7 protein-coding genes and 1 tRNA gene are annotated in these 12,038 nt (G+C 71.9%); 6 read left to right on the top strand and 2 right to left on the bottom strand.

The genetic code is table 11. The features are described from left to right. Nucleotides 1-12: 12 nt before the first annotated feature. From topA to FVS66_RS11315, 5 genes are all read left to right on the top strand, one after another. Nucleotides 13-2,847, top strand: coding sequence for a type I DNA topoisomerase (gene topA, locus FVS66_RS11335; protein WP_149180897.1), 2,835 nt, complete (start codon nt 13-15; stop codon nt 2,845-2,847). Nucleotides 2,848-3,032: 185 nt separating this feature from the next. Next, complete coding sequence (gene tmk, locus FVS66_RS11330) at nt 3,033-6,206, top strand: dTMP kinase (protein ID WP_149180896.1); 3,174 nt, start codon at nt 3,033-3,035, stop codon at nt 6,204-6,206. A gap of 94 nt (nt 6,207-6,300) precedes the next feature. Continuing rightward, nucleotides 6,301-7,506, top strand: a complete 1,206-nt coding sequence (locus tag FVS66_RS11325) for a DNA polymerase III subunit delta' (protein ID WP_149180895.1) — start codon at nt 6,301-6,303, stop codon at nt 7,504-7,506. A gap of 69 nt (nt 7,507-7,575) precedes the next feature. Beyond that, entirely contained in the window at nt 7,576-9,120 is a 1,545-nt protein-coding gene (locus tag FVS66_RS11320; RefSeq protein ID WP_149180894.1) for an alpha/beta hydrolase, read from the top strand. Between the two features lie 91 nt (nt 9,121-9,211). Continuing rightward, nucleotides 9,212-9,285: transfer RNA gene (locus FVS66_RS11315), tRNA-Thr, on the top strand. 43 nt (nt 9,286-9,328) lie between these two features. On the opposite strand, the gene FVS66_RS11310 is transcribed toward FVS66_RS11315, so the two are convergent. Both FVS66_RS11310 and FVS66_RS11305 read right to left on the bottom strand, forming a co-directional pair. Continuing rightward, complete coding sequence (locus FVS66_RS11310; RefSeq protein ID WP_149180893.1) at nt 9,329-10,987, bottom strand: site-specific integrase; 1,659 nt, start codon at nt 10,985-10,987, stop codon at nt 9,329-9,331. Beyond that, nucleotides 10,984-11,682 (bottom strand): hypothetical protein, encoded by a 699-nt coding sequence (locus tag FVS66_RS11305; RefSeq protein WP_149180892.1) that lies wholly within the window; start codon nt 11,680-11,682, stop codon nt 10,984-10,986. The genes FVS66_RS11310 and FVS66_RS11305 overlap by 4 nt, the downstream gene beginning before the upstream one ends. A 113-nt stretch (nt 11,683-11,795) precedes the next feature. Between FVS66_RS11305 and FVS66_RS11300 the strand changes: the two genes are divergently transcribed. Further along, on the top strand, nt 11,796-12,038 hold the full coding sequence (locus tag FVS66_RS11300; RefSeq protein WP_316248179.1) for an integrase: 243 nt from the start codon (nt 11,796-11,798) through the stop codon (nt 12,036-12,038).

Raw genomic sequence — 12,038 nt, 5'->3', positions numbered from 1 at the left:
AAGAGCGAAGAGTTGTCCCCGACACGCGAGACCGCACAGGGCGGCCGCCGACTCGTCATCGTCGAGTCGCCTGCCAAGGCGAAGACGATCAAGGGCTACCTCGGCCCCGGCTACGTCGTCGAGGCGAGCGTCGGGCACATCCGCGACCTCCCGAACGGCGCCGCGGAGGTGCCCGAGAAGTACACCGGCGAGGTACGCCGCCTCGGCGTGGACGTCGAGCACGACTTCCAGCCGATCTACGTCGTCAACGCCGACAAGAAGGCCCAGGTCAGAAAGCTCAAGGAGCAGCTGGCCGAGTCCGACGAACTCTTCCTCGCCACCGATGAGGACCGCGAGGGCGAGGCCATCGCCTGGCACCTCCTCGAGGTCCTCAAGCCCAAGGTCCCTGTCCACCGGATGGTCTTCCACGAGATCACCAAGGACGCGATCCAGCAGGCCGTGGCGAACCCGCGCGAGCTGAACCAGCGGATGGTCGACGCCCAGGAGACCCGCCGCATCCTGGACCGGCTGTACGGCTACGAGGTCTCGCCGGTCCTGTGGAAGAAGGTCATGCCCCGGCTGTCGGCCGGCCGTGTGCAGTCCGTCGCCACCCGGCTCGTCGTCGAGCGTGAGCGCGAGCGCATCGCCTTCCGCTCCGCCGAGTACTGGGACCTCACCGGCATCTTCGGCACCGGCCGCCCCGGCGACACCTCCGACCCGTCGACCCTCACGGCCCGCCTGAGCACCGTGGACGGCCGCCGTGTCGCCCAGGGCCGTGACTTCGGCCCCGACGGACGGCTCAAGAGCGACCAGGTCCTGCACCTGGACGAGGCGAACGCCCGCGCCCTGGCCGCCGCGCTCGCCGACACGGCGTTCAGCGTCCGCTCGGTCGAGTCGAAGCCGTACCGCCGCTCCCCGTACGCGCCGTTCCGCACCACGACCCTCCAGCAGGAGGCGAGCCGCAAGCTCGGCTTCGGCGCGAAGGCCACGATGCAGATCGCGCAGAAGCTGTACGAGAACGGCTTCATCACCTATATGCGTACGGACTCCACGACGCTGTCCGACACGGCCGTCGCAGCAGCCCGTGCGCAGGTCACGCAGCTGTACGGCGCCGACTACCTGCCCGCCGCGCCGCGTACGTACGCCGGGAAGGTCAAGAACGCGCAGGAGGCGCACGAGGCGATCCGCCCTTCGGGTGATCGTTTCCGCACGCCCGCCGAGACCGGCCTGACCGGTGACCAGTTCAAGCTGTACGAGCTGATCTGGAAGCGGACCGTCGCATCCCAGATGAAGGACGCCGTCGGCAACTCCGTCACCGTCAAGATCGGTGGCAGGTCCGCCGACGGCCGGGACGCCGAGTTCAGCGCCTCCGGCAAGACGATCACCTTCCACGGCTTCATGAAGGCGTATGTGGAGGGGGCCGACGACCCGAACGCCGAGCTCGACGACCGCGAGCGCCGGCTTCCGCAGGTCGCCCAGGGCGACGCGCTGACCGCCGAGGAGATCACGGCGGACGGCCACGCCACCAAGCCGCCCGCGCGCTACACCGAGGCGTCGCTGGTCAAGGAGCTGGAGGAGCGCGAGATCGGCCGCCCGTCGACGTACGCGTCGATCATCGGCACGATCCTCGAGCGAGGCTACGTCTTCAAGAAGGGCACGGCACTCGTCCCGTCCTTCCTCTCCTTCGCCGTCGTCAACCTGCTGGAGAAGCACTTCGGCCGGCTCGTCGACTACGACTTCACCGCGAAGATGGAGGACGACCTCGACCGCATCGCGCGCGGTGAGGCGCAGGCCGTGCCGTGGCTGAAGCGCTTCTACTTCGGCGAGGGCGCCGGCGAGGGCGCCGCCGCGGAGGCGGGCAACGGCGACGGCGACCACCTCGGCGGCCTCAAGGAGCTGGTCACGGACCTCGGCGCGATCGACGCGCGGGAGATCTCGTCCTTCCCGGTCGGCAACGACATCGTGCTCCGCGTCGGCCGCTACGGCCCGTACATCGAGCGTGGAGTGAAGGACGAGGAGGGCCACCGGCGGGCCGACGTCCCGGACGACCTCGCGCCCGACGAGCTGTCCGTGGAGTACGCGGAGGAGCTGCTCGCCAAGCCGAGCGGCGACTTCGAGCTGGGCCACGACCCGGCGACCGGCCACATGATCGTCGCCAAGGCCGGCCGCTACGGTCCGTACGTCACCGAGATCCTTCCCGAGGGCACCCCGAAGACCGGCAAGAACGCGGTGAAGCCGCGCACGGCCTCCCTCTTCAAGTCGATGTCCCTCGACACGGTGACCCTGGAGGAAGCGCTCAAGCTGATGTCGCTGCCGCGCGTCGTGGGCAAGGACGCCGAGGGCGTCGAGATCACCGCGCAGAACGGCCGCTATGGCCCGTACCTGAAGAAGGGCACGGACTCGCGGTCCCTGGAGCGCGAGGACCAGCTCTTCACCATCACCCTGGACGAGGCCCTCGCGATCTACGCCCAGCCGAAGGCGCGCGGGCGTGCGGCGGCGAAGCCCCCGCTGAAGGAGCTCGGCACCGACCCCGTCAGCGAGCGCCCGGTCGTCGTCAAGGACGGCCGCTTCGGCCCGTATGTCACCGACGGCGAGACGAACGCGACGCTGCGGAGCGGCGACAGCGTGGAGACGATCACGCCGGAGCGCGGGTTCGAGCTGCTGGCCGAGAAGCGGGCGAAGGGCCCGGCGAAGAAGACCGCCAAGAAGACGGCGGCCAAGAAGGCGCCGGCCAAGAAGACCGCGGCCAAGAAGACGACGGCGGCGAAGAAGGCCGCGGCCAAGAAGACGACGACCGCGACGAAGACGGCGGCCAAGAAGGCGACCGCGGCGAAGGCCGCCGCGTCGCCCTCCGCGTCGGACGAGTAACCGCGCCGCGCGAGCGCCGCGTACGCTCCGCACGTACGCTCCGCACGTGCACGCCGCGCGCTCCGTATGCGCGCTGACCGCGCCGTACGTGCCCGCCCCGGACCACCCCCCCCGTGGAGGTCCGGGGCGGTCGCGCGTTCGGACGCGGACGGCCGAGTGTCAGTTGGTCCGGATAGGCTGAGGGGATGACGCGAGCCGAGCAGCCAACGGCCCTGGGCCCCACCTCAGACCCCGAAGTCTCCGACGCCGCGCTCGCCGCGGACTCCCGAGAGCGCGCCGTGCGGGCACTGCTGCGCAACCAGCCGCTGCGTCGGCTGTGGAGTGCCTCGCTGGTCGGCGGCATCGGCGACGCCCTCGCCCTGCTCGTGCTGGTCCTGCTGGCCGTGCAGGCGGCCGTCGTGGAGGAGACCTTCGGCGGCGGAGTCCGGGGCGCGGCCTTCGCGGTCGCCGCCGTCCTCGGCGCCCGCGCGCTGTCCACGCTGCTCTTCGGTGCCGTCCTGCTCGGCCCGATGAGCGGCCTCACCGCGGCCACCGGCCCCCTCGACCGCCGCTGGACCATGATCGCGGCCGATGGTGTGCGGCTCGCGCTGCTCGTCGTCGCCCCGCTGTGGATCGTCTGGACGCCCGCGCAGGCCATCGTGCTCCTCCTGGTCACCGTCTTCGTGGCCGGCGCCGCCGAGCGGTTCTGGACGATCGCCAAGGAGAGCGCCGCCCCCGCCCTGCTCCCTGCCCCGCCCCTGGAAGGCGCCGCCGTACGGCCGCTCCCCGACCACCTGGGCGCGCTGCGCCGGCTCTCGCTCCGCACCAGCTTCGCCGCCATCCCGGCGGCCGCCGCCGCACTGCTCGTCGCGACCCTCGTCGGCAACCTGCTCGCGCTCGGCATCGACTGGTTCTCGGCGCACCAGGCCGCGCTCGGCTCGTACACCGCGGCCGGGCTGTTCGCCGCGTCCGTGTCGATCCTGTACTTCCTGGAGCTGCCCGACACGCAGACGCCGCGCCCCCGCTCCCCCCTGGAGGGCCTGCGCCGCCCGTCCAACGGCAGCGGCGTGGAGAGGGGCCGCACCGCGGCCATACCGCTGCTGGTGCTCGCCTGCGCTGCCGTCGCCGGAGCCATCGCCTCCGCCGCGGCCGTCGCCGTGCTGCACGCCGCCGAGCTGGGCGGCGGCCCCGTCGCGTACGCCCTCCTCGTCCTCGCCCTGACCGGTGGCACTGGCCTGGGCATCCGAGGCGCCCGCGCCGTCCTGCCCGCCCTGTCCCGCCGCAGGCTCCTCGCCCTCGCGACCGCCGTCACCGGTGTCGTCCTGCTCGCGATGGGCCTCGTCCCGGACACGGCGACCGTGCTGTTCCTCGCGCTCGCCGCGGGCTTCACGGCCGGCGTCGCCGCGAACACCGGGCACACGCTGATCGACCAGGAGACCGAGGAGTTCCGGCGGCCGCGCCTCACCGAGCACCTCCAGGCGGTCGTACGGGTCGCCATCGCCCTCGGTGCCCTCGCCGCGCCCCTGCTCGCCGCCGCCATCGGCCCCCACCGCCTCGCGGACGGCGACTTCGTCTTCGCGCACGGCGCCGCCGCGTTCACGCTCATGCTGGTCGGCGCGCTGCTGCTGCCCGTCGCCGCATTGGTCCTGGCCAAGACCGACGACCGGTCCGGTGTGCCGCTCCGTCGCGACCTGCGCGACGCGCTGCGCGGCGCCGACCCGGTGCAGGCCCCGTCCCCGACCGGCTTCTTCATCGCCGTCGAGGGCGGCGACGGCGCCGGGAAGTCCACGCAGGTCGAGGCGCTCGCCGAGTGGATCAGGGCCAAGGGCCACGAGGTGGTCGTCACGCGCGAGCCGGGCGCCACGCCCATCGGCAAGCGGCTGCGCTCCATCCTTCTCGACGTGTCTTCCGCCGGTCTCTCCAACCGCGCGGAGGCCCTGCTCTACGCCGCCGACCGGGCCGAGCACGTCGACTCGCTGGTCCGCCCGGCCCTGGAGCGGGGCGCGGTCGTCATCTCCGACCGGTACATCGACTCGTCCGTCGCCTACCAGGGCGCCGGCCGCGACCTGTCCCCGACCGAGATCGCCCGAATCTCCCGCTGGGCGACCGGCGGGCTCGTACCGAACCTGACCGTGCTGCTGGACGTCTCCCCGGAGACCGCCCGCGAGCGGTTCACGGAGGCCCCGGACCGGCTGGAGTCCGAGCCCGCCGAGTTCCACGCGCGTGTACGGGCCGGATTCCTCGCCCTCGCGGCCGCCGACCCCGCCCGCTACCTGGTGGTGGACGCCGGCCAGGAGCCGGAGGCCGTCACCACCGTCGTACGGCACCGGCTCGACCAGATGCTGCCGCTCTCGGAGGCCGAGGTGAAGGCCCAGGAGGAGGCGCGGAAGGCCGCCGAGGAGGAGGCCCGCCGCAAGGCGGAGGAAGAGGCCGCGCGGAAGGCCGAGGAGGAGCGCCTGGAGCGTGAGCGCCAGGAGCAGCTCGCCCGGCTGCGTGCCGAGGAGGAGGAGCGCAAGCGCCGCGAGGAGGAGGAAGCCCGGCGGCGTGAGGCAGAGCGGCAGGCCGAGGAGGCCCGCCAGCGGGCGGCCGAGGCGCGGCGGCTCGCCGAGGAGGAGCGGCAGCGGCGCGAGGCCGAGGAGAAGGTCCGCCGCGAGGAGCAGGAGCGGCTGCGCAGGCAGGCCGAGGAGGAGGCGCGGCTCCGGGCGGAGGCCGAGGCGCGGCGCCTCGAGAAGCAGCGCAAGGCCGAGGAGGCTCTGCTGCGCGCGGAGGAGGCCCGGCGCCAGGCCGCGGCCGAGGCCGCAGCTGCAGCCTCCGCGGCGGCGACGCCTGCCGTGTCCCCGCACGACGTCACCGTGCCGACCCCGGTCGTGCGGCCGGACGACATCGCGGAGACCGTGCCGACGCCCCGCATCGACATGCGCAAGGACGACGTGCCGCCCGTCGCCCGGCCCGAGGAGCGGACGCAGCGCATCAACATGCGCAAGGACGACGAGCCCGCTCCGCCGCGTGCGGAGGAGGAGACCCAGCGCATCAACATGCGGAAGGACGACGTCGAGTCCGGTGCCGGTTCCGGTGCAGACGTCGCCGAGACCGCGGTCCTGCCACCCGTACGGGACGACCGCCCGGACGACCGGGTGCCGCCGGGCTTCTTCCGGGACGAGGTCCGGCCGGGCGGGGCGGACGCCGCCGCCGAGGAGCAGCCCGGCGCGAACGACAGGACGCGTGAGCTGCCGCAGGTCGACGAGTCGGGTCGGCTGAGGCGCGGCCGCCCCGACTGGGCGGAGGAGACCCCGCTGGACGACCTGCCGACGCTCGCCGACGAACTGCTCGGCGGACAGGACGACGAGGACGACGGCAGGGGTGACGGCCGCCATCGCTGAGGCGGGCGTTGTCAGTCCCCTCCCCCACAATGGACGACACCGGGGGAGGACCCGCGACATCGGAAGCGCGACAGAGGAAGGTGGTGGCCCGCCCATGCCCGTATGGGACGAACTGGTCGGCCAGGACCGCGTCCAGGCGCAGCTCGCAGCCGCCGCCCGTGACGCGGACGCCCTCGTCACCGCCGACGCGTCGGGCACCACGCCGCCCGACGCGTCGAAGATGACGCACGCCTGGCTGTTCACCGGCCCGCCAGGAGCCGGCCGGGACACCGCCGCCCGCGCCTTCGCCGCCGCCCTGCAGTGCGTCAGTCCCGACCGGGCGCTCGGCGGGGAGCCCGGCTGCGGATTCTGCGACGGCTGCCACACCGCCCTCGTCGGTACGCACGCCGATGTGCAGGTCGTCCGCACCGACCTGCTCTCCATCGGTGTCAAGGAGACCCGCGACCTGGTCCGGCGGGCGCAGCTCTCCCCGGCCGGCCGCCGCTGGCAGGTCATCGTGCTGGAGGACGCCGACCGCCTCACCGAGGGCGCCGGCAATGTGATCCTGAAGGCCGTCGAGGAGCCTGCCCCCCGCACGGTGTGGCTGCTGTGCGCGCCCTCCCTGGAGGATGTCCTGCCCACGATCCGCTCCCGCTGCCGCCACCTCACGCTGCGCACCCCGCCCGTCGACGCCGTCGCCGACGTCCTTGTACGGCGCGACGGCATCGAGCCCGAGGCCGCGGCCGTCGCCGCCCGCGCCACCCAGGGCCACATCGACCGCGCCCGCCGCCTCGCCACCGACGAGCGCGCCCGCGCCCGCCGGGCCGCCGTCCTCGGACTGCCACTGCGTGTGCAGGACGTCGGCGGCTGCCTCAAGGCCGCCCAGGAGCTCATCGACGCCGCGGGGGACGACGCCAAGCAGCTCGCCGAGGAGACCGACGTCAAGGAGACCGAGGAGCTGAAGGCCGCCCTCGGTGCCGCGCAGGGCGGCCGCATGCCGCGGGGTACGGCGGGCGTGATGAAGGAGCTGGAGGACAGACAGAAGCGCCGCAGGACCAGGACGCAGCGCGACAGCCTCGACCTGGCCCTCAGCGACCTGACCGGCTTCTACCGGGACGTCCTCGCCCTCCAGCTCGGCACCCGCGCCGCCCTCGCCAACGAGGACGTGCGGGATGCGCTCGACCGGATCGCCCGCGACTCGACCGCCGAGTCCACCCTGCGCCGGATAGAGGCGGTCCTCGCCTGCCGCGAGGCCCTGGACCGAAACGTGGCGCCGCTGCTCGCGGTGGAGGCCATGACGATGGCTCTGCGCGCCGGTTGAGTCGTCCGGGTAACACCCGATCCGGCGTGGTATGCGACGGGGCGTCACCATGCGGCTACGCTCCGGGGGATGGACCCACGTCGCCTGCTCCGTACGACCGCGCCGGCCGCCGCCGCGCTCGCCCTCCTCCTCGCTGGGGGCTGCACCGGCGGCGGCGCCCCGGCCGCCTCGGCTTCGCCCACCGCCGCGCCGTCGCTGTCGCCGTCGGCCGCGCTCGAGCGGTACTACGCCCAGCGGCTCAGCTGGCGCGAGTGCGGCGTGCCCGGCTTCCAGTGCGCCACGCTGAAGGCGCCGCTCGACTACGCGGAGCCGGACGGCGAAAAGGTGAAGCTGGCCGTGGCCCGTATCAAGGCCACCGGCCCCGGCAAGCGGCTCGGCTCCCTGCTGGTCAACCCCGGCGGCCCGGGCGGCTCCGCCGTCGGCTACCTCCAGGGGTACGCCGGGATCGCCTACCCGGCGCCGGTCCGCGCCCGCTACGACATGGTCGCCCTCGACCCGCGCGGCGTGGCCGGAAGCGAGCCGGTCGAGTGCCTCGACGGGCCGGCCATGGACGCGTACACGCAGGTCGACCAGACACCTGACGACCGGCGCGAGGCCGACCTGCTGGCCGCCTCCTTCAAGACCTTCGCGACGTCCTGCGCCAAGAACTCCGGGCGGATCCTGCCGCACGTCTCCACCGTCGAGGCGGCTCGCGACATGGACATCCTGCGGGCCGTACTCGGCGACGAGAAGCTGACGTACGTCGGCGCCTCGTACGGCACGTTCCTCGGCGCGACGTACGCCGAACTGTTCCCCGCCCGCACCGGCCGCCTCGTCCTCGACGGCGCCATGGACCCGTCCCTCACGGCCGAGGAGCTGAACCGCGACCAGACGGCCGGCTTCGACACCGCCTTCCGCGCCTTCGCCGCCGACTGCGTCAGGAAACCGGACTGCCCGCTCGGCGCCACCTCCGGACAGGACGCCGCCACCCGTATGAAGGCGTTCTTCACACGGCTCGACCGGCAGCCCCTCCCCACGGGTGGAGACCGCCTCCTCGGCGAGTCCCTCGCCACCACCGGCGTGATCAACGCCATGTACGACGAGGCCGCCTGGCCGCAGCTCCGCGAGGCCCTGACCCGCGCGATGGACGGCGAGGGCTCCGGTCTCCTCTCCCTGGCCGACAGCTACTACGAGCGCGACGGCGACGGCACCTACTCCAACCTCATGTCCGCCAACGCCGCAGTGAACTGCCTGGACCAGCCCCCCGCCTTCGCCACCCCGTCCGCCGTGACCGCCGCCGTACCGTCCTTCGAGAAGGCGTCCCCGGTCTTCGGCCGCAACCTGGCCTGGGCCTCCCTGAGCTGCGCCTACTGGCCCGCCAAGGCCACCGGCACCCCGCACCCCATCAAGGCCGAAGGCGCACCCCCCATCGTCGTCGTCGGCACCACCCGGGACCCGGCCACCCCCTACAAGTGGGCCAAGTCCCTGGCCGCCCAGCTCTCCTCCGGCACCCTCCTGACCTACGACGGCGACGGCCATACCGCCTACGGCCGCGGCAGCGACTGCGTCGACACCGCGATCAACACCTACCTCCTGGAGGGCACACCCCCACCCCCCGCCAAGCGCTGCCGCTGACCCTCCCCGCCCCGGAACCGCTGCACGAGCACCCTCTCCACCTGTGTAGACTTGCTCTCGCTGCTGCACCCCCAAGGGGGAAGCGTGGCGTGCCGCCTTAGCTCAGTTGGCCAGAGCAACGCACTCGTAATGCGTAGGTCTCGGGTTCGAATCCCGAAGGCGGCTCGGATTAACCCCAGGACTCACTCGCCGTGACCTGGGGTTTTTCTTATGCCCGGACCAATCGGGGGCGGAACTCAATGATCTTCGCACCCCCCTGCGTGCCCATTGCGTGCCCATTCTGTTGGGCAGGAACCGGTGCGACCTCGGCGTTCGCGGGCTCGGCCTCGACCTCGGCGACGACCTGAACGGGCCGCCGCATAGCTCCCCTCGGCACCATGGCGGCCGTCGCCTCGGCGGCGTCGCGCGCAGCCTTGGGCATAACTGACTGATAGATGTCCCGAGTGATACGGCTGTCGCTGTGTCCGAGGGTCTCGGACACGATCTTGACGTCGACGCCGGCGGCCAGCATGAGCGAGGCGGCGACGTGACGCAGATCATGCATACGGATCGGCGGCAGGCCAGACAGCTCGACGAGTCGCTCGAACTGATCAGTCAGCGTGCCGGGATGCAGCCACTCCCCATTCTCCTGAGTGAACATGCGACCGGTGTCGGTCCATGCCTCGCCCCATTCGACCCGCTCGGCACCCTGCTTGGTCCGGTGCGCTTCGAGCACCTCGACGGTGTACTCGTCGAGCGAGATGATCCGCTCGCCGCTGTCCGTCTTGGGCGCCGACTCGACGACTTCCCAACCGTCCTGCACGAGCTGCGTCGCGACGGTGAGTTCACCGGTGTTGGTGTTGTAGTCGGACCATCGGACGCCGCACGCCTCGCCGCGGCGCAGTCCTCGGAACGTGATCAGGTGGAACATCGGCAGCAGCCGGTGCCGGAAGTCGGCGAGGAAGTCGAGGAAGTGGCCTGCCTGCTCGGGTGTCCACACCATGACGGCGCTCGGCTTCTCGCCGGTCCGCAGCCACTCGGCGATGCGCTCGTCGGTCCACACCATGGCCTTTGGGCGCTTGGCGGCGGCGAGCTCGACGTGCTGCGCAGCGTTGAACGTGATCGAGCCCCGGGCTATCGCCGTGTTCAGCGCGGCCCGCAGCGTCGCCCTGATGTGCTGCTGCGTCGACGGTCCGGTGATCCGCCGGAACGGCTTCATCGCGTCGATGGCCTCTTTCATGCCCTTGCGTCGTGCGCGGTTCTCTCCCCCCTTCCAAGGGATCGTCTTGAGTTCGGCGAGCGCAGCGCGGCGTGTGGCGTTCGCCTCGGTGATCTCGATGTTCGTCTCGGCGATGCCCTCGAACATGGCGTCGAGGTGCGGCACGGTGAGGCGGTCGAGCCGGATGTGCCCGATCCTGGGGCGCAGGTGGCACCGGATGTCGAGCTCGTACCGGTCGTGGCCACTCTTGCGTAGCCCCTTCTTTCCGGCGAGCCATAGGTCGAGCCACTCGGCGACGGTCATGTGCTGTGTGAGCGACTGGCCCGTGCCGAACTTGCGCTTGGTCTCGTCGTAGTCGGGGATCTGTTCCTTGCCGGACCCGATCGAGGCCAGTAGGTCGCCGAGGCGGGCGCGTCCGTCTTTGTCGTCTTTATCGGCGATGTTCAGCAGCGCGCGGACTTTGTCGAGGTCGGCCTGTGCCTTGGTCTGGCTGTCGTATCCGGCGCGGCGGAAGAGGCGGCGGTCGCCTTCCAGGGTCGGCGGCAGTTCCTGCCGGATCGACCACACGCCGTGCGTGCGCTGCTTGAGGTTGGGGCAAGAACTGCCCAGCGGCTTACCGTCCTTGCGGCGGCAGAAGCAGCGTTTTGTCGTAGTGCCTTTCGCGGTCACTCATTACCTCTCGGATTGATCTGGTCGGGGTGGTCGAGCAGGCCGAGCCGCCTCAAGTCCTCGGCCAACTCGGTTGGCAGATCTGGGACGGTGAGGCTCGCGCGGTGCATGTCGTTGACGACGTGCGCGAGCTCGTCGAGGCGGTCGACGTACTCGGTCTGTGCGGTCGGGTCGAGCGCGGCGCGTAGTCGGGCCTTGTGGGCTGTTTCTCGGCGCCGTGCGAGTTCGGGGTACAGCGAGGCCGGATAGGCCGCTGTGGCCCATGCGGCGGTCCACGTCTGCCCGGTCCCGGCGATCTGCCGGGAGTCGGAGACGTACCGCCCGTCGAGGGGGCCGTCGAGCGTCGGCGTCGCCTCGCCTGTCATCCACTGCCACACCGTGTGCGGGTCGCGCGGGTCGGCGGCCGGAACGGTGGGCACTGCCTGCCCGCTCCCGAGTGGGAGCAGCAGGAGCAGGGGCGGAGTGGCGAGGGCGAGGCCGAACACGAGTAGCTCGTCGACGGTCACCGGACGGCGCCGTTTGCCCTCGGTGCCGGATCGGCCGGTCTCGATGCTGACGATCACGGCGTACGTGATGTCGGGGCGCCCGAGGCGGGCGCATTCGGCGGCGAGCTCGTGCCTGTTCATGCCGAGGCGCTCGCGGTGCCGGCGGATCTGCGCGGCGAGGACGTCGCCCGCTGTCTGGTGACTGTGCATATCGCAAAGCTAACTTTGTTGGTTGCAAAGCGCCAGTCTTGATCGTAAGTTGCTGATCTAGGCACCGCTCGGCACCAACAGGCCGAATTGCACACCGATGTCACAGGGGGCGCATGATGAGCACCACAGAGCAGGGGATGACACACGACGAGCTGATGACGCTGCCCGTTGCCGTCCCACTGGAGACCGCCAACAGGGCGTTGCACCTTGGGCGGACGACTGGCTACCACCTCGCACGCACCGGTCGTTATCCGGTGCGCATCCTGCGCCACGGACGCGCGTACAAGGTGTCGCGCTACGACCTGCACCGGCACCTCGGCGTCGCTGGCGATCAGGGCGAGACCGGAGCGGCGTAG

It is taken from the genome of Streptomyces sp. TRM49041 (genome assembly GCF_008271805.1).
Lineage (GTDB): Bacteria > Actinomycetota > Actinomycetes > Streptomycetales > Streptomycetaceae > Streptomyces.
This window is presented reverse-complemented; position numbering and strand designations above follow the sequence as displayed.